The organism is Treponema sp. OMZ 790, from assembly GCF_024181285.1.
Classification (GTDB): Bacteria; Spirochaetota; Spirochaetia; order Treponematales; family Treponemataceae; genus Treponema_B.
Genome location: NZ_CP051201.1, coordinates 2438626 through 2456817, shown reverse-complemented (window position 1 = coordinate 2456817; position 18192 = coordinate 2438626). Strand labels below are relative to the sequence as shown.

Sequence of the window (18192 nt, the reverse complement as noted above, 5' to 3'; positions counted from 1 at the left end):
CCTTATTTACTTCCAAAAAGCTCTTCATAGAGCCCGGTACCGAAAACACCGGATTTGAACTTTTTTGAGTTAAGTATAATCTTTTGCTCTTCGATATTGCAGGTGATGCCTTCAATTTTAAGCTCGTCCAGGGCACAAAGCAATTTTTGAATGGCGTTAGCCCTGTCTGCCCCGTGAACGATGAGCTTAGCCGTCATCGAATCGTAAAAGGGAACAACCGAGTAGCCCTGATATAAAAAGCTGTCAAAGCGTACACCGTTTCCGCCGGGAACCGTCAAGTTTTTGATAAGGCCGGGAGAGCGGGCGTTTATTCTGGCTTCGATGGCCCAGCCCTTGGCAGGCAGGATGCCTTGGGCAAATTTCATGTTCTCGCCTGTACAAACGCGGATTTGCTCTGCAATTATATCGGTGCCTGTAATCATCTCCGAAACGGGGTGCTCGACCTGAATTCGGGCGTTTACCTCCATAAAGTAGAAATTGTTGCCCGATACAAGAAACTCGATTGTGCCTGCCCCGCGGTATTTAAGAGAAGAAAAGAGGCTGACGGCTCCCTTACACATGGCTTCGCGCATTTCCTCGCTTACGGCGGGGGAGGGGCTTTCTTCTATCAGCTTTTGATGATTTTTTTGAACGGAGCAGTCCCTTTCGCCCAGGATGGAAACGGCTCCCTTTCCGTTGCCTAGGATTTGAAGCTCGACATGGCGCGGATCTACGAGGTATTTTTCGATATAAACCGTGCCGTCTGCAAAGTTGGCCTCGGCTTCTGCGGAAGCGATTTTTAGGTTTTCTGCCAGCTCCGATTCCTTATAAACGATACGCATTCCCTTTCCGCCGCCGCCTGAGGCTGCCTTGATGATGACGGGGTAACCGCATTTTTCGGCAGTTTTTTTGGCTTCGGCGAGTTCTTTTACGGCTCCATCCGAGCCGGGGGTTACGGGAAGGCCGCTTTTTACGGCAGTTTCGCGGGCCCTTACCTTGTCGCCCAGCATTTCGATTGTGTCGGGTTTAGGGCCTATCCAAAAAAGCCCTGAGTTTTCTACCTCGCGGGCGAAACTTGCGTTTTCCGATAAAAAGCCTACTCCCGGATGAACGGCCTCGCAGGAAGTACAGAGGGCTGCCGTGATAAGGGCTTCCTTGTTGAGGTAGCTTTTAGCCGACGGGGGCGGGCCTATGCAGACAGCCTCATCAGCCAAAAGAACATGGAGGCAGTCCTTGTCCGCCGTGGAGTAAACTGCGACGGTTTTTATTCCCATTTCGCGGCAGGAGCGGATTACCCTTACGGCAATCTCGCCCCTGTTGGCGATAAGTATTTTTTTTATCATAGGAACCTGCCTACTTAGCCTTTATCTTGAACAAGACCTGATCGAATTCGACAAGCTCTCCGTTTGAAACCAAGATTTCTTCGATAATTCCGTCATGTTCGCATTCGAGGGTGTTCATCATCTTCATTGCCTCAAGCACGCAAAGGGGTTGACCTTTTTTTACCGAGCCGCCTTTTTCGACATAGGGCGGAGAATCGGGAGACGGAGCCCTGTAAAAGGTTCCGACTATGGGGCTTTTTACCTCGATTAGGCCGGCCGATGAAGATGCAGGGGCGGCTTGGGCCGGAGCCTCTGCAACGGGGCTTGCCGGCTGAGGTACCGGTACTTGAACTCCGGCAGCAGCGGTCTGAGGCACGCCCTGAAAACCTGCTTGGAAAGCTGCCGGCATAGCCAAAGGCATGGGATAGGCAGTCTGTGCTCCTGCCTGAGCTGCAACTTCCTTTTTAGGAAAGGCTCCTTCCTTTTTTAATACAAGCTCGCAGTCGTCCTGCTTTATCTGCAAGAACACTGTATCGCCTTTTTCAAACTTTTCTATCACCTTTAAAATAAAATCTTCTTTCATGAAAGCTCCTTAAAGTTTTATTTATGTTTATTTAACCGCAAAGCGTTGAGATTTATTCAATTTTCTTTATGCTTCCCATACCGGAAGAATGTAGATTAATATGTTGAGGATTTCCGGCATAGCGGACAGTGCCTGAACCGGACACATCTGCTTCAAGCCGGTTTTTGGCATTTATTTCAACCTTACCCAGACCTGAAATCGTGCAAACGGCTTCTTCCGTTTCCAAATCAAAAGCCTTTATTTTAGCCGAACCCGAAACGGTAAAGCTGCATTTTTCCGTTTTACCCTTTAAATACAAATCACCTCTGCCGGATATCGTACTGTCTGTATCGGTGGAATTTATATCGGCTGTCATTTCACCGGAACCCGAAATAGTAAAAAGGCATTTTTTAGACTTGGCTTTTAAGTTAATATTTCCTATGCCCGAAATATCTGCCTTTATAGTACTTGCACTTACATCTGCCGTTATAGAACTTATACCGCTTATGTTTAAGGATAGGGGTTGGTTTTCATTGTGAAAGCCTGACACGGCAGTCTTTGTAATACCCGCTATCGATAAGCTTTTAAGGATAGGCATGGTAACGGATATTTTAAAAAGACTCGGCTTTAATTGGGTATTGCGTTTTTGTATAAGTGTAAGTTTTTTTTCAAGTTGTTGAACGGATATATCGACAAATTCGAATAAATTTGAATCAAGCGATATTTCGACCTTATATTCATCTCCTTGAATGATATCGGCTTCCGAAGAAGGAAGGTAAAAGGCTATGGAATCAAAATCTTTTAGATCAAAGGTACGGGTTTCAACCCTTGTATTCCCCGAAACGGTTTTAGCCGAAACACAGTTTGCTAAAGTGAGTATACAAAAAATACCCATAATTACGGTAATTTTTTTCATTTTTGTCCTCCGTTAATTTCGTCTATACTTATGTAGATAGACATTTTATCATTTATATAGGCAAAATGTCTATCCCTTATGAAAATTACCGATACTCCGTCTTTACCGTTCTAGATCTTTTCATACATTCTGTTTGTATACCGCTTATAAAATATCCAGTTTTTTGCTTGTGCGGCTTCAAAAGCGGTTTTCAATTCGGCGGAAGAAGTAAAGTCCGTTACATTTTTTTCCGGAACATCGTTTCTTTCACGATATATACAGGCTTTGCCCGCTTCGTTTTGTTTTCTGTCAGGCAAAGCGGTGAATATCCGTATAAAGGCTTTTTCGTTTAAGCGGTTATCGTAACACTCCAGTTCCTGTAAAACGTTTACCGCCGGTAATTCGATGGCTGTAAGTTTATTGTTTGAGCAGCCCAGTATTTGCAAAGTGTTTATGCCGCGCATATCGAGGGCGGCAAGTTGATTGCCGGAACACCACAGTTCGCGTAAAGCGGTCAAGCCTTTTAGGTTAAGTGTTTTAAGTTGATTATGACGGCAAGACAAATACCGTAAAGCGGTCAAACCTTGCACATTGAGTGAGGTAAGCTGATTTTCGGAACAATCCAGCCACTCCAAAGCCGTTAAGCCATGTACATTAAGAGAGGTCAGCTGATTGAAAGAGCAGAACAATTCCCGTAAAGCAGTCAAACCGTGCATGTCAAGCGAAGTAAGCTGATTGTTATAACAGTACAATTCATCTAAAGCACTCAAACTCTGCACGTTAACTGAAGTAAGCTGATTATCGGAACAGTTCAGCTCCCGTAAAGCGGTCAAACCTTGCACATTGAGTGATGTGAGCTGATTTTCGGAACAGTCAAGCACAGCCAAAGCCGTTAAGCCATGTACATTGAGTGAGGTAAGCTGATTATCATGGCAGCGCAGGAACCATAAAGAAGCCAAGCCCTGCACATTGAGCGTGGTGAGCTGATTATTATCGCAGTTCAGCACCTGTAAAGAAGTCAAGCCCTGCACATTGAGTGCGGTGAGCTGATTATTATCGCAATGTAGAAACCATAAACCGGATAAACCGTGCAGATTCAGTGAAGTGAGCCGATTGTCATCGCAGTATAGCAACCGTAAAGAAGTCAAGTCCTGCACATGGAGTACGGAGAGTTGATTATTGTAGCACTTCAGCCACTGTAAAGCGGTAAGGTGCCGTACATCAAGGGAGGAAAGCCGGTTATTGTCACAGTACAGTGTCTGTAAAGCGGTCAATCCGTGAAGATCAATCGAGGTAAGCAGATTATTGTCACAGTACAGTGTCTGTAAGGCAGTTAAGCCGCGAACATCGAGCGCGGTAAGTTCATTGGAGCTGCAGTCCAGCTCGGTAATGTTTCCTTTGAGTACAACCTTTGTTCCCGTTGCTGTGAGGATTGTTTCTTCATCGCTCGGTAATTCCGTCACCGTGCAGCCTTCTACCTGTACGGGCGAGCCGTCTGCCGTTACCGCCTGTACGGTTATCTCTTTTTTGCCGGGGCTTATACCGAGTATTGCCTTTCCTGTATTTTCGCGTTTCTTTGCCGTATGCGTCGCCGTAGTGCAGGCTGTCAACAGTCCCGCTGCAAACAGCAATGTGATTAACAGTTTTTTCATCTTTGTATTTTCCTTCATCATAATTCCCAATTACAAATAATCCATTACCAATTACTCATTACCCCATTATCTCCCAACGCTGTACGCCACACGCAAACCGAGAGAGGCGTAGCGATCACCGGGGAGATTAGAACCTCGAACCGCACGAGCGGCGTACACAGTACCGGTGAGCCAACCGCCGCCGCGAATAACGCGGAGAGAACCGGACGATACTCCTTTCGGATCAGTATGCCCATCGGCAGGGATACTATCGTCATACCAGTCCCAGCACCACTCCACTACGTTCCCGCTCATGTCGTATAAACCGTACCCGTTCGCCTCTTTTCGTTTTACTTCATGCGCCTTATAATCGCTGTTATCAGCGTACCATGCATAGTTTTCAAGTTCGTCCTCGCTGTCCGTTCCCGCCCATCGGTACTCTTTACCTCCCTTCGCTGCCCATTCCCATTCAGCCTCCGTCGGCAGCCGAAAGCCTTTTGCCTCCTGCTTCATATGGGGAACCATACTGTTACCGGCATCCGTTACAGTATATACGGCAGTATAAGTGTCATCGCTGTAATATACGCACTGACTTTCACCTAACTTCGATACTTTCTTCGTCAGTTCGTTGCAAAAGGCAATACAATCAAACCAGCTTACCTGCTCTACCGGATTTTTGAGCGAATCGGTACGAAGAGTCGGATTATTCCCCATCACCGCTTTCCACAGCTCCTGCGTTACTTCCGTCTCTCCTATATAATACGCTGACAGGTTTACCGAGTGTTCTTGGTTATCCTCCATGCTATTATCACCCAGTACGGCGTCCGTTACGGCGGTAATCCCTTTCATCGTAAAGCTCACGCCTTTTACCGTGTAGGTCTTATCGATTGGAACGGCGGCGCCACCGAAGCCTGTACCGCGCTCCGATTCCTCCGTCACCTCAAGCTCTTCAAAATCTTCTCCGCCAACCTGTTTATAAAGCGTCCAGTTTTTTGCTCTTGCAGTTTTTATTGCTGCTTGGAGACCGATAGAAGACTTCCAATCCGTATAGTTTCCTTCACTCCGATTATCCTCTTCCGTGTAAAAGACTGCTTCGGTTTCTTCATCCGTTCTGCGCTCGGGCAAACTGTTGATAATCTGTATCAGCGCGTGTTCTTTTAAGCGGTTACGGGAGCAATACAGGCCTGCTAACCCGCTCAAGCCGTGTATATCAAGAACAGTAAGCCGGTTATTGTAACAGTACAGTGTCTGTAATGCAGTTACCCCCTTTAGATCGAGCGAGGTGAGCTGATTATTATCGCAGTTCAGCACCTGTAAACCGGATAAACCGTGCAGATTCAGTGAAATAAGCCGATTGCTGTCGCACTCCAGCACCTGTAAAGAAGTCAAACCCTGCACATTGAGCGTGGTGAGCTGATTATCGCGGCACTTCAGCCACCGTAAAGCGGTAAGCCCCTTTAGATCGAGTGAGGTAAGCTGATTATTATCGCAATGTAGAAACCATAAGCCGGATAAACCGTGCAGATTCAGTGAAGTGAGCCGATTGTCATTGCAGTATAGCAACCGTAAAGAAGTCAAGTCCTGCACATGGAGTACGGAGAGTTGATTATTGTAGCACTTCAGCCACTGTAAAGCGGTAAGGTGCCGTACATCAAGGGAGGAAAGCCGGTTATTGTCACAGTACAGTGTCTGTAAAGCGGTCAATCCGTGAAGATCAATCGAGGTAAGCAGATTATTGTCACAGTACAGTGTCTGTAATGCAGTTAAGCCGCGAACATCGAGCGCGGTAAGTTCATTGGAGCTGCAGTCCAGCTCGGTAATGTTTCCTTTGAGTACAACCTTTGTTCCCGTTGCTGTGAGGATTGTTTCTTCATCGCTCGGTAATTCCGTCACCGTGCAGCCTTCTACCTGTACGGGCGAACCGTCTGCTGTTATCGCCGTCACAGTTATCTCTTTTTTGCCGGGGCTTATACCGAGTAGTGCCCGTCCCATGCCTGTCTTATCAGCCGCCGCCGCATTCATCGTGCCTATCAGCAATCCTGCGGCAAACAGCACCGTAAAAAGTTTTTTCATATTCACTCCTTTAGTTCAATCCCCACTTAAAACACCCTCTAAATCTTTTCATCGTTTCCATTTGTATCCCGCTTATAAAACTCCCAGTTTTTTGCTTTTGCAGCTTCAAAGGCAGTTCTCAGTTTTGCGGAAGAAGAAAAGTTCGTGATGTTTTTTTCCTGCGGATTATTCTTTTCACCATATATAAAGGCTCTGCCCGCTTCATTGCCGTCGCGCTCGGGTAGATTGTTGAATATCCTGATAAAAGCTTTTTCGTTTAAGCGGTTGCCGTAACAGTACAGTTCCTGTAAAACGTTTACCGCCGGTAATTCGAGGGCTGTAAGTTTATTGTTTGAGCAGCCCAGTATTTGTAAAGTGTTTATGCCGCGCATATCGAGGGCAGCAAGTTCATTGCCGGAACACCACAGTTCGCGTAAACCGGTCAAGCCTTTTAGATCAAGTGTTTTAAGTTGATTATAACGGCAAGACAAATACCGTAAAGCGGTCAATCCCTGTACATTTAATGAAGTCAGCTTATTACCGGAACAAGCCAGTTTTTCCAAAGCCGTCAAGCCTTGTACATTAAGCAAGGTCAGCCCGTTATCGGAACAATACAGCACCTTCAAAGCGGACAAGCCTTGCACATTGAGTGAGCTCAGCTTATTACCGGAACAGTTTAATTCCTCTAAAGCCGTCAAGTCTTGTACATTAAGAGAGGTCAGCAGATTATCGGAACAGTCAAAGCCCTTCAAAGCGTTAAAATCTTGTGTATTAAGCGAAGTTAGCAGATTTTTAGAACAGTTCAGCTTCTGTAAAGCGGTCAAACCTTGCACATTGAGTGATGTGAGCTGATTTTCGGAACAGTCAAGCACAGCCAAAGCCGTTAAGCCATGTACATCGAGTGAGGTAAGATCATTGCCGGCACACTCCAGCACCGTCAAAGCCTGCAATCCCTGCACATCCAGTGAGGTAAGTTGATTGCCGGAACACCGCAGTTCGGTAATTGCCCCTTTTAAGACAATCCTATTTCCCGTTGCCGTAAGCCGTACCGATTCACCGCTCGGTAATTCCGTAACCGTGCAGCCTTCAACCTGTACCTCGGAACCGTCGGCAGTTACCGCCTTTATCGTTATCGTTTTTGTATCGGGACTTATACCGAGTATCGCTTGTCCTGTGCCTGCGGAAACTGCTGCACCTTCCGCCGCTGCGATGGTCGCAGGCAATAAACCTGCTAAAAATAATACCATTAAAAATTTTTTCATAATGTTTACTCCTTTTGTTTAATTCCCAATTAAAAACACCCGTTAAATCTTTTTATCGTTTCCGTTTGTATCCCGCTTATAAAATATCCAGTTTTTTGCTTTTGCGGCTTCAAAAGCGGTTTTCAATTCGGCGGAAGAAGTAAAGTCCGTGATGTTTTTTTCCTGCGGATTATTCTTTTCACCATATATAAAGGCTCTGCCTGCTTCGTTTCGGTTTCTTTCGGGCAGGGCGGTTAGTATACGGATAAAAGCTTTTTCGTTTAAGCGGTTGCCGTAACAGTACAGTTCCTGTAAAACGTTTACCGCCGGTAATTCGAGGGCTGTAAGTTTATTGCCGGAGCAGCCCAGTATTTGTACAGTGTTTATGCCGCGCATATCGAGGGCAGCAAGTTCATTGCCGGAACACCACAGTTCGCGTAAAGCGCTCAAGCCTTTTAGGTTAAGTGTTTTAAGCTGATTATGACGGCAAGACAAATACCGTAAAGCGGTTAATCCCTGTACATTTAATGAAGTCAGCTTATTACCGGAACAAGCCAGTTTTTTCAAAGCAGTCAAGCCTTGTACATTAAGCGAGATAAGCAGATTATTGGAACAGTCAAAGCCCTTCAAAGCGTTAAAATCTTGTGTATTAAGCGAAGTTAGCAGATTTTTAGAACAGTTCAGCTTCTGTAAAGCGGTCAAACCTTGCACATTGAGTGATGTGAGCTGATTTTCGGAACAGTCAAGCACAGCCAAAGCCGTTAAGCCATGTACATCGAGTGAGGTAAGATCATTGCCGGCACACTCCAGCACCGTCAAAGCCTGCAATCCCCGCACATCAAGCGAGGTAAGCCGATTGCCGGAGCAATAAAGCTCGGTAATTGCCCCTTTTAAGACAATCCTATTTCCCGTTGCCGTAAGCCGAACCGATTCACCGCTCGGTAATTCCTCAACGGTGCAGCCTTCAACATCTATTAAGGAACTGTCGGCAGTTACCGCCTTTATCGTTATCGTTTTTGTATCGGGACTTATACCGAGTATCGCTTGTCCTGTGCCTGCGGAAACTGCTGCACCTTCCGCCACTGCGATGGTCGCAGGCAATAAACCTGCTAAAAATAATACCATTAAAAATTTTTTCATAATGTTTACTCCTTTTGTTTAATTCCCAATTAAAAATACCCGTTAAATCTTTTTATCGTTTCCGTTTGTATCCCGCTTATAAAATATCCAGTTTTTTGCTTTTGCAGCTTCAAAGGCGGTTTTCAATTCGGCGGAAGAAGAAAAGTCCGTGATGTTGCCTTCATGTGAATTGTCCATTTCACTTTGTACTAAAACTTCGCCTGCATTTTCTTTTTTAAGATCCGTCCCGCGCAAACTGTTGAATATCCGAATAAGGGCTTTTACTTTTAATTGATTCCCATAGCAGGACAGTTTTTGTAAAGCAGGAGTCTCTTGTATATTCAGTGCGGTAAGCCGGTTTTCCGAGCAGCTCAGTGCCCGCAAAGAAGTCAGCCCCTGTACATTAAGCGAGGTCAGCCGATTAGACCTACAATTCAGATACACTAAGGCGGTCAAACCTTGTACATTAAGCGAGGTAAGTTGATTGGACTTACACAGAAGAAAGCGTAAAAAAGTTGAATCATGTGCATCAAGCGAGGTCAGCCGGTTATCGGAACAATTCAGTTCTTGTAAAACAGTTAAGCCTCTCATATCAAAAGCGGTAAGTTGATTTTCGGCGCAGAATAACTTCTCTAAGCCTGCCGAGTCTTGCACATTAAGCGAGACCAGCTGATTGAAAGAGCAGGACAATTCCCGTAAAGCAGTTAAACCGTGCATGTCAAGCGAGGTAAGCCGATTGTTATAACAGTACAATTTATCTAAAGCACTCAAACCCTGCACATCAAGCGAGGTAAGCCGGTTATCGGAACAGTCAAGTTCGGTAATTGCTCCTTTTAAGATAATCGTATTTCCAGTTGCCGTAAGTTTTGTTACTTCACCGCTCGGTAATTCCGTAACCGTGCAGCCTTCAACCTGTATTGCGGAATCATCGGCAGTTAGTGCTATCACGGTTATCTCTTTTGTATCGGGGCTTATACCGAGTATTGCCCTGCCCGAGCCTGAAAAAGACGCTTCACTTTCCGCCGCTGCGATGGCCGCAGGCAATAAACCTGCTAAAAATAATACCATTAAAAATTTTTTCATAATTGGTTACTCCTTTCTGTTTACAACCGAAAAATATCAATTTTTGAGGGCGTCAAGCCTCACTGTTTACCAAAAATCTCCTATCACAAATATCTAATTAGTTCTTTTTACAATCCAGTATCCTTCCTTGGCACTGCCTACATATTCAATTTTGTTATCCTTTCTTAGTTTTTCAATATCGCGCTCTATAGTGCGTTTAGATACATTTAAAAGATCTTTCAGCCTGTCTGCTGTCATATTTTTATCGCTTTCTATATATTTGATTATCTTTTCTAATCTATCTTTTGAGTTTATTTTTTGACCGTCATTTTGACCGTCATTTTGACCGTCATCTTGACCGTCATTTTGACCGTCATCTTGAACATCATTTTGACCGTCATCTTGAACATCATAGTTGCGGTTGAACAAGGTAACAATTACTCCGTTATCGGAAATATAATATTCGGGCTGTTTTTTGAAACCGGCATAATCTTCAAATATTCTGCGTACTCCTGAAGCATAATTTTCGATGACATCCGCCTTATCCAGAGTGTCCACTATAATTTTATTCCTTTTAGCAACCATGCCCATTTTTATGTTTTCCAGGGTCAATCCGTCCGGTAAGCTGCCGGGAGAAAAAATTTGCACTCGGTCATCATAAAATTCGATTTTTATATCTCCGCTCAAGGTCCAGTCCCTATGGCAATAGCAGTTTACGATAGCTTCTCTGAGAGCTCTTTCCGGAATATCCGAATACTCATCCCGTTCAGGGTTTCCTGTAATGGTTATTTTTTTGCGGTTTGATAAATTTGCAAAATACAGCACCTCATCTAATTGCTTTAAGATAGAACCTGTAAATTCTTTTTTATCCAAAAAGACATTAACCGTAGTACCCTGAAAAACGGCAAACTTACTGATAGTTGGATTTTGGTCACTTAATAAGAGGGCCGCATTATTGTATTCACCATTCTTATCCATGAGGGATAGAGCATATTTGTCGAAAGGAACGCTTTTTTCTTTAAATCTATTTTCTATATAATTAAAGGTCAAATCATCTCGATGGCATAATAAACGTTCGTAATCATTTTGACTATTCTGCCTTATCATTCTTTGTATTTCATCAAAACTTGCAAGCCTTTTTGTACTGCCGACTCTGACATATACACCCTTTGTATTAAAACCTTCTCCGTCTTTATAAAAGTAAGGCCGCTCTTTTCCCTTAAAAATTTTGATTCTAAAGGGAGTTTCGTTTGGATAAATATAAATCAAGCTCGTCACACCGGGCGTAAAGGCATTTACAATCCAATTTGAAAGAACCTCTTCCCATTTTTTCTTTTTTTCGTTTATGAGATCATAATGTACAGTTCCGCTGTCATCGACACCCAGATAAATTTCTCCGTCGGTGCTGTTTAAAAAAGAAACGATTTCGGCTTTAAGTGCACTCTGTTTTTTAGGAATATCGATTTTAAACTCTTTATTATAATCTTCCATAATTTCCAATTACCCGCTGATTGTGTTTTCCTACGGAAATAACGGCATCAAGATTGTAGAATTTCATTCGATAGGATTTACCGTCTGAGGCAGTTGCCGAGGAATCCTCGGTAACTGAAGCCTCTTCCAATTCACCTGATTTGAATATCTTTTGCCATTTAAATCCTGTCAAACCTTTCTACTTCGGCTTCGTAATTGACGCCTGCGACATCAAAGCCGTTTGAGGCTAAAAAGTCGTGGCGGTAGCCTGCAAGGTCGGTGAGGCTTTCGGCATTTTCGCTCGTTACCTTTTCCATCAAGGCAGAAACTTCTCGCTGTACGTCTTCTTCAAGTTCCCAATCGTCAATGCGGATTCTGTTTTCTTCATCAACGGGGATTGAGCCGTCTTTGCGGTAGAGCCTTTCTGCATAAAGGCGGGTGATCTGCTCGATACAGCCCTCGTGGTTTCCTTTTTCCTTCATAACCTTGAACAAGGAAGCGAGGTAGAGGGGGATTACGGGGATTACGGCACTTGCCCTTGTTACCAAACCCTTGTTTACCGAAACAAAGGCACGTATTGACGGGTTTTCCTTGTTTAATCGGTGAGCTGTGGCTTCAAGGTGTTCTTTGGCCTTGCCTATGGTGCCTTTGCGGTAGAGGGCTTGGGTGGCTTCGGGGCCTATATAGGAATAGGCCATAGTGATGCAGCCTTCTTCCAGCAAGCCTTCTTTTGAAAGCCGGTTTATCCAGCGCTCCCAATCTTCTCCGCCCATAACCTTAACGGTGGCTTGAGCTTCTTCATCGCTTGCAGGCTCTGCGGAAATCTCTTTTAGTTCTCCCGTAAAGGGATCGACAGTCTTGCCTGTAAAGGTTTTGCCGAAGGGTTTTAAGACCGACTTGTGCATTATGCCTGTGTCGGGGTCTGTTCTTACAGGGCTTGCCAAGCTGTAAACAATGAGGTCGAATTTCATTCCCTTCTTTTTTGCTTCTTCAATAACTTGAGCCTTGATTTCATCGGAAAAGGCATCGCCGTCTATAGTAACGGAATAAAGACCTTCTTTTTTTGCCGCCTCGTCAAAGGCCAGGTTGTTGTACCAGCCGGGGGTTCCGTACTTTGTTTCGCTTCCGGCCTTTTCAAAGGAAACGCCTATAGTAGCGGCTCCGTAGCCGAAGGCTGCCGTGATTCGGCTTGCAAGTCCGTAGCCGTTAGAGCAGCCGAGCACGAGTACATTTTTCGGTGACGCAGCACCCGATTTTACCTCAGCGGTAATCCTCTTCTTTGTGTATTCTATTTGATCCTCTACACCCTTTTTGCATCCTTTAGGATGAGCATTTAAACAAATGTTATTCCTAACCATCGGTTTTACAATCATATCCTTCCTCCATAAAAATTTTAATTTAACCGCAAAGATCGCGAAGGCCGCAAAGAATTTTTAAGGGAGATGTTGTCTCTATTCTTTTAAATTCCTTGGCGCTCTTGGCTTGCTTAGTGGTTTTAATTGCTCTATGCGTACTTATAGTTCGTTTGCTATTCGTTTAATTCCATCTTTTAGAAGTTTGGTATTAAAATTAAGCAATAAACCAAGTTTGCATTTAGATAATTTTAAGTACGTAAGTACTTGAGCAATATGAACATCTGCTATCTTATCGACAGCCTTTAGTTCAACTATTACTTTATCCTCTACAATCAGATCGACTCTATATCCCGAATCGACAATTACTTCTTTGTATTGAATTGGGAAACTTTTTTGCCGTTCAACTTTTAATCCAGCCTTAAGCAACTCGTAAAAAAGACATTGCTCATAGCTGCTTTCCAAAAGGCCCGGACCTAAAAACCTATGAACTTCGATTGCTGAATCAATTACTATTTTAGAAATTTCATCTTCAGTCATATTTCTCAACTTCTCTACAAATATTCTTTTTAATTTAACCGCAAAGGCCGCGAAGGACGCAAAGAATTTTTAAGGGAGATGACGTTTCTCTTTCCTTAAATTTCTTTGCGCTCTTTGCGCTCTTGGCGGTTTTGTTTTTTTATTGCAGCTTACGCGCCCAATCCGCCGTCGACGCCTAGGACTTGGGCGGTTATGTAAAGCGATAAGTCCGAAGCTAAAAAGACTGCGGCGTTTGCTATGTCTATGGGTTGCCCGGCTCTTTTTAAGGGGATGCCTTCGACCCAAGCCTTGCGCATTTCTTCGTTTACGGCGGCGGTCATGTCGGTTTCAATGTAGCCGGGAGCTATGGCGTTTACGCGTACGCCCCTGCCTGCCGTTTCCTTTGCAAGGCTCTTTGTGAAGCCGATAAGACCTGCCTTGCTTGCGGAATAGTTGACCTGTCCGCCCTGACCGTGGAGACCGACTATGCTCGTCATATTGATGATTGAGCCGGCTCTTTTTCTAATCATATCGGAGGAAACAATTTGCGAGGCGATAAAAACTCCTGTTAAGTTTACGCGCAAAACATCTTCCCAGTCTGAAAGCTTCATTCTAAATGAAAGGCCGTCCCTTGTGATTCCTGCATTGTTTACAAGAACATCAAAGCCTCCCGATTCTTTGAGAGCTTTTTTTACCGTTTCGGTAAGGCCTTCCGCATTGCCGCAGTCGGCATATATTTCGTGAAATACCGAGCCCTTTTCTTTTGCAAAGGCTTCCATTTCTGATTTTGTTGCTGAGGGCTTTGTACAAAGGCCCCATACTTCTGCGCCTTCTTCAATAAATCTTCTAACAACCTCTTTTCCGATTCCTCTCGAAGAGCCTGTTACCAATGCCTTTTTTCCTTTTAATAACATCATATTTATACCTTTCCTATTCTATAATTTTATTTAGCTGTTCCAAAGTTCCTGTCGGAGAACAGGTTAGTTCATCCGAGGCAAAGCCGCTGTCTCTCCAAAGATTGCACAAGGTGTTTCCGGGGCCTATTTCCAAGAGGCGGCAGGGTTTTAAGTCCTCACATAAAGAAGCTATCTCTTTTTCTTCGCTTGTCCAGAGGACGGGGTGGGTAAGGTGAAGGACTGCATTTGCCTTTGCTTCTTCTCCCGATTTTACTTTTTTACCCGTAACGTTTGAGAAGACGGAGATTTCGGGGTTCTTAAAGTTAAATCCTTTTAAGACCTCTTCAAATTCCTTTGCCGCTTCTTCCATAAGAGGGGAGTGGAAGGGGCCTGCAACTGCAAGGCGGACACATCTTTTTGCTCCGGCTTCTTTACAAAGTTCTTCTGCAAGGGTGAGGCCTTCCGCCGTTCCCGAAATTACGGTTTGGACGGGACTATTCATGTTTGCGGCAAATACTATTCCGGTTTTGGGGTCTGAATGAGGTTTTAAAAGCTCTATTACCTTTTCCGGATCAAGCTTTAAAATGGCCGACATTCCGAGGGCGCCCGAACCCTCGCTTGCTCTAGCTGCAATCTTGTCGCAGGCGGCTTGCATAATAGCCCCTCGTTTTTGGACAATGCGTATCATGTCTTCAAAGCTCAAAATGCCTGAAGCATAGAGGGCCGAAAACTCTCCCAGACTGAAACCTGCAACGGCTGAGGGGGTAATGCCCTTCTCTTTTAAAACGGCAAGAATGGCCGTTTCAACTGCAATTATTGCAAGCTGGCTCTTGTCGCTTCTTGATAAAACCTCGTTTTCGGTGTTTCGCAAAAGAGCGTCGATATCTTCTCCGGTTATATCGCCGATATTTTTGATTATGTCCCTTGCTGCTCCGTATTTTTCAACGATATCCTGAGCCATTCCCTTAAACTGGGCTCCCTGCCCTGAAAATAAAAATATGTTTTTCATCATCATCCTTCCTTTATGTATAAAATCAATTAAAACCTGATAACAGCACCGCCCCAGGTGAGCCCTGCACCGAAGCCCGCCGTAATAATTGTCATTCCGTCCTTTAACTTTCCTTGAAGCCTTAAATCATCAAGGGTTATCGGAATGGAAGCGGCAGAAGTGTTTCCGTAGTTTTCCATATTGCATACGAATTTACTCATGTCGGTGCGGAGTCTTTTTGCGGCGGCTTCCAAAATACGCTCATTGGCTTGGTGGCATACAACCAAGTCTACATCTTCCATATTGATATTTTCTTTTTGAAGAAGGCTTTTTACGGTTTCGGTGATAACCCCGACGGCAAAATTGTAAACTGTTCTTCCGTTCATTTTTAGATAGTCTCCCATATAAAGAGCGTCATATCCTGTTCCGTCTGAACCTAAAATGACCGAGCCTATGCCTCTTTTTGAGTTATCGAAGGTGTTTTCGAGGAGAACTGCTCCGGCTCCGTCTCCGAATAGGACGCAGGTAGAACGGTCTTGCCAATCGACTATTTTGCTTAAAACTTCGGTGCCGCATACAAGGGCGTAACGCCGGCTATGGCGTTCCATGAGGGCTGCCGCCGTATCTATGGAATATAAAAAGCCCGAACAGGCTGCCGACAGGTCAAAACAGGCCGCATTTTTTGCGCCTAAATCTTTTTGAATAAGACAGGCATTTGAGGGAAAGCCTTGATATTCCGCCGTAGCGGTCGCGCAGACGATTAAGTCTATATCCTGAGGATTTAAATCGGCATTTGCCAATACCTGCTTACAGGCCGCAGCTCCTAAGGATGCGCTTGTGTCTTGTTCGGAAGCTATATAGCGGCTTCCTATCCCTGTGTGGCTTCTGATCCATTCATCCGAAGTATCCAGAGAAGCGGGAAAATCGTTGTTGTTCATTATTTTTTGGGGGACAGCCTTCCCCGTTGTTTTTATTATAATAGCCATAGTTTTCTCGCTTTATAGTTTTATGAAAAGTATTTTAGTATTTTTTTGGTAGTAATGTCAACTGTTAAGCTTGAAATCTGCGAGAAAGCGATATATGATGAATAATAATGACAGGTAAAAACAGAGATAGCAGTTACAAAAACTTTCCCAAAAAGTTGTTATTCTCAAAAACTTGGGTTATAATGTATAGTATGAACGGCAAAATAAACCGCTTAAACAGTATAATAAAGGGTTCTCAAAAAAGTTTGGAAAAGTCGGCAAAACTACTTGACAAAGCCGAACGCGCCCCCATAATTACTCAGCACTCAGCACTCAGCACTCAGCACTCAGCACTCAGCACTCAGCACTCAGCACTCAGCACTCAGCACTCAGCACTCTTTTAAATAAACCGCACACACAGCACAATCTTCTCACACCGTTTAAAGAACCGCAAAGACCGCCAAGCGTTGAGCTTCGCTCAACTTCGCAAAGGATAATTAAAAAATACCTTACAACATCTCCCTCAAATATCTTTGCTCCCTTAGCGGTTAAATTACACAATTATAAGGAGGTTTGATATGAAAAACTCAAACACAAACAAAATCGGAAGCGCACAGCGCTTCACACATTGGGCGGCAGTACTCACACTTGCCGCATCGCTCGTGATTATGGCGCTCTTTACCGCCTGCCCCAACGCCGCAGGAGGCGGCGGAACAAGTTCCGGCGGTAACACGGGCGGGGGTAGCAGCACCTCGCAATCCAAATACACCGTAAACTTCGGAGTGGACGGTGCAAACGGAACCCTTACGGCAAAGGTAGACGGCACGGCAATAAGCAGCGGCGCCCAAGTGGAAAAAGGCAAAACAGTAACCTTTACCGCAACACCCGCAGCGGGCTACAGAGTAAAGGGCTGGACGCTTGACGGGACGGCGGTAAACGGAACCAACAGTACCTACTCGCTTACCGTCAGCAAGGCGGCAGCGGTAAAGGTGAGCTTTGAAAGTAACGCTGTACCCCTGCCCAAATACGCCGTAACCTTCGGAGTGGACGGTGCAAACGGAACCCTTACGGCAAAGGTAGACGGCGCGGCAATAAACAGCGGCGCCCAAGTGGAAAAAGGCAAAACCGTAACCTTTACCGCAACACCCGCAGAAGGCTACAGAATAACAGGCTGGAGCCGTAACGGCAGCTACCTGCCCATTGCAGGAAACACTTATTCGGAGCCAATTACCTCCGATGTAACGGTAACGGTTGCCTTTGAATTGGATGTTCCCAACTACACCGTAAATTTCGGCACAGAAGGCGGGAACGGTACCCTTACGGCATTAGGCCCTAACGCACAGCCGATTACAACGGGTACCGAAATAGCAAAAGGAAAAAAAGTTTACTTTACCGCAGAGCCCGCTCCGGGCTTCATGACCGGCAGCTGGACAATCGAAGGCGGCAGCTTTGAAGCGGGTACCGGCACCCCTGAAAATCCCCTTGCAACCGTAACGGTAAGCGCCCCCCTTACGGTAAAGGTGAGCTTTAAGCCGGCAGACTCCATACCGCTTTCAAAATTGGACATCGAAGGCACCATACTTAAAGGCTATACGGGCGAAAAACCCCGAGGTATATTGCGCGTACCCGCGCACATTACCGAAATTGCCGACTACGCTTTTATGGAGTGTACCGGCATAACGGAAGTACACCTTCCCGAAAGCCTTACGCATATTGGAGAGTTTGTTTTTTGGAACTGTAACAACCTTGAAGGAAGGCTCGAATTCCCCGAAAACCTTAGCCTAATTGATAAAGGGGCTTTTAAGGACTGCGATAAACTAACTGCTCTCGATTTTTCCAAGTGCACACAGCCGCTTACAATAGGCGACCTTGTGTTTACAAGCTGCTATAAAATATCGGGAAGCATAAAATTTCCTGCAAAACTTACCTCGCTGGGGAAAGATGCGTTTAAATCCTGCCTCGAAGTAGAAAACTTTGATTTCCGTTTATGCAGCAACCCGCCCCTTACGGCAATCGGCACCGACGCCTTTAACTATACAGACGGCAGGTTTAAAGTTAAAACCGGCTCGAGGATAAAAGCCCTGCTCACCGCCTCAGGCGTAGACGCAGGCAAAATAGACGAGGAAAGTTAATTGTTTC

16 protein-coding genes are annotated in these 18192 nt (G+C 45.0%); 1 reads left to right on the top strand and 15 read right to left on the bottom strand.

Annotated features, from left to right (window positions below):
* Positions 1–2: 2 nt before the first annotated feature.
* The 15 genes from E4O01_RS11635 to E4O01_RS11565 form a co-directional block, all read right to left on the bottom strand.
* A complete protein-coding gene (locus tag E4O01_RS11635) occupies positions 3–1322 on the bottom strand; it encodes an acetyl-CoA carboxylase biotin carboxylase subunit (protein WP_253692353.1) in 1320 nt (439 codons plus the stop codon).
* Positions 1323–1332: 10 nt separating this feature from the next.
* Positions 1333–1884, bottom strand: coding sequence for an acetyl-CoA carboxylase biotin carboxyl carrier protein (gene accB, locus E4O01_RS11630; protein ID WP_253692352.1), 552 nt, complete (start codon positions 1882–1884; stop codon positions 1333–1335).
* Positions 1885–1936: 52 nt separating this feature from the next.
* Positions 1937–2779 (bottom strand): head GIN domain-containing protein, encoded by an 843-nt coding sequence (locus E4O01_RS11625; RefSeq protein WP_253692351.1) that lies wholly within the window; start codon positions 2777–2779, stop codon positions 1937–1939.
* A 110-nt stretch (positions 2780–2889) separates the two neighbouring features.
* Complete coding sequence (locus E4O01_RS11620; RefSeq protein ID WP_253692350.1) at positions 2890–4410, bottom strand: leucine-rich repeat domain-containing protein; 1521 nt, start codon at positions 4408–4410, stop codon at positions 2890–2892.
* A gap of 66 nt (positions 4411–4476) precedes the next feature.
* Complete coding sequence (locus tag E4O01_RS11615) at positions 4477–6462, bottom strand: SUMF1/EgtB/PvdO family nonheme iron enzyme (protein WP_253692349.1); 1986 nt, start codon at positions 6460–6462, stop codon at positions 4477–4479.
* Positions 6463–6500: 38 nt separating this feature from the next.
* Positions 6501–7703 carry a leucine-rich repeat domain-containing protein gene (locus E4O01_RS11610; RefSeq protein ID WP_253692348.1) on the bottom strand — a complete coding sequence of 401 codons (1203 nt, stop codon included), beginning with the start codon at positions 7701–7703 and terminating at the stop codon, positions 6501–6503.
* Between the two features lie 42 nt (positions 7704–7745).
* Complete coding sequence (locus E4O01_RS11605) at positions 7746–8822, bottom strand: leucine-rich repeat domain-containing protein (RefSeq protein ID WP_253692347.1); 1077 nt, start codon at positions 8820–8822, stop codon at positions 7746–7748.
* Positions 8823–8864: 42 nt separating this feature from the next.
* Positions 8865–9884, bottom strand: a complete 1020-nt coding sequence (locus E4O01_RS11600; RefSeq protein WP_253692346.1) for a leucine-rich repeat domain-containing protein — start codon at positions 9882–9884, stop codon at positions 8865–8867.
* Between the two features lie 93 nt (positions 9885–9977).
* Positions 9978–11354, bottom strand: a complete 1377-nt coding sequence (locus E4O01_RS11595; RefSeq protein ID WP_253692345.1) for an ATP-binding protein — start codon at positions 11352–11354, stop codon at positions 9978–9980.
* Entirely contained in the window at positions 11341–11526 is a 186-nt protein-coding gene (locus E4O01_RS11590; RefSeq protein WP_253692344.1) for a virulence RhuM family protein, read from the bottom strand. The genes E4O01_RS11595 and E4O01_RS11590 overlap by 14 nt, the downstream gene beginning before the upstream one ends.
* On the bottom strand, positions 11513–12706 hold the full coding sequence (gene fabV, locus E4O01_RS11585; protein WP_253692343.1) for an enoyl-ACP reductase FabV: 1194 nt from the start codon (positions 12704–12706) through the stop codon (positions 11513–11515). Before fabV ends, E4O01_RS11590 begins: the two co-directional genes overlap by 14 nt.
* Positions 12707–12847: 141 nt before the next feature.
* Positions 12848–13225, bottom strand: a complete 378-nt coding sequence (locus E4O01_RS11580) for a GxxExxY protein (RefSeq protein WP_253692342.1) — start codon at positions 13223–13225, stop codon at positions 12848–12850.
* A 149-nt stretch (positions 13226–13374) separates the two neighbouring features.
* Positions 13375–14118 (bottom strand): 3-oxoacyl-[acyl-carrier-protein] reductase, encoded by a 744-nt coding sequence (gene fabG, locus E4O01_RS11575; RefSeq protein WP_253695216.1) that lies wholly within the window; start codon positions 14116–14118, stop codon positions 13375–13377.
* A 16-nt stretch (positions 14119–14134) separates the two neighbouring features.
* Positions 14135–15109, bottom strand: coding sequence for an ACP S-malonyltransferase (locus E4O01_RS11570; RefSeq protein WP_253692341.1), 975 nt, complete (start codon positions 15107–15109; stop codon positions 14135–14137).
* A gap of 29 nt (positions 15110–15138) precedes the next feature.
* A complete protein-coding gene (locus E4O01_RS11565) occupies positions 15139–16074 on the bottom strand; it encodes a beta-ketoacyl-ACP synthase III (protein ID WP_253692340.1) in 936 nt (311 codons plus the stop codon).
* A 557-nt stretch (positions 16075–16631) separates the two neighbouring features.
* Between E4O01_RS11565 and E4O01_RS11560 the strand changes: the two genes are divergently transcribed.
* On the top strand, positions 16632–18185 hold the full coding sequence (locus E4O01_RS11560) for a leucine-rich repeat protein (protein ID WP_253692338.1): 1554 nt from the start codon (positions 16632–16634) through the stop codon (positions 18183–18185).
* The last annotated feature ends 7 nt before the right edge of the window (positions 18186–18192 follow it).

Coding starts and splice junctions, on each gene's coding strand:
- E4O01_RS11595 (WP_253692345.1), bottom strand. CDS start 11,354: ATGGAAGATTATAATAAAGAGTTTAAAATCGATATTCCTAAAAAACAG.
- E4O01_RS11570 (WP_253692341.1), bottom strand. CDS start 15,109: ATGAAAAACATATTTTTATTTTCAGGGCAGGGAGCCCAGTTTAAGGGA.
- E4O01_RS11605 (WP_253692347.1), bottom strand. CDS start 8,822: ATGAAAAAATTTTTAATGGTATTATTTTTAGCAGGTTTATTGCCTGCG.
- E4O01_RS11560 (WP_253692338.1), top strand. CDS start 16,632: ATGAAAAACTCAAACACAAACAAAATCGGAAGCGCACAGCGCTTCACA.
- E4O01_RS11635 (WP_253692353.1), bottom strand. CDS start 1,322: ATGATAAAAAAAATACTTATCGCCAACAGGGGCGAGATTGCCGTAAGG.
- E4O01_RS11620 (WP_253692350.1), bottom strand. CDS start 4,410: ATGAAAAAACTGTTAATCACATTGCTGTTTGCAGCGGGACTGTTGACA.
- fabV (WP_253692343.1), bottom strand. CDS start 12,706: ATGATTGTAAAACCGATGGTTAGGAATAACATTTGTTTAAATGCTCAT.
- E4O01_RS11610 (WP_253692348.1), bottom strand. CDS start 7,703: ATGAAAAAATTTTTAATGGTATTATTTTTAGCAGGTTTATTGCCTGCG.
- E4O01_RS11580 (WP_253692342.1), bottom strand. CDS start 13,225: ATGACTGAAGATGAAATTTCTAAAATAGTAATTGATTCAGCAATCGAA.
- E4O01_RS11615 (WP_253692349.1), bottom strand. CDS start 6,462: ATGAAAAAACTTTTTACGGTGCTGTTTGCCGCAGGATTGCTGATAGGC.
- E4O01_RS11565 (WP_253692340.1), bottom strand. CDS start 16,074: ATGGCTATTATAATAAAAACAACGGGGAAGGCTGTCCCCCAAAAAATA.
- fabG (WP_253695216.1), bottom strand. CDS start 14,118: ATGTTATTAAAAGGAAAAAAGGCATTGGTAACAGGCTCTTCGAGAGGA.
- E4O01_RS11600 (WP_253692346.1), bottom strand. CDS start 9,884: ATGAAAAAATTTTTAATGGTATTATTTTTAGCAGGTTTATTGCCTGCG.
- accB (WP_253692352.1), bottom strand. CDS start 1,884: ATGAAAGAAGATTTTATTTTAAAGGTGATAGAAAAGTTTGAAAAAGGC.
- E4O01_RS11625 (WP_253692351.1), bottom strand. CDS start 2,779: ATGAAAAAAATTACCGTAATTATGGGTATTTTTTGTATACTCACTTTA.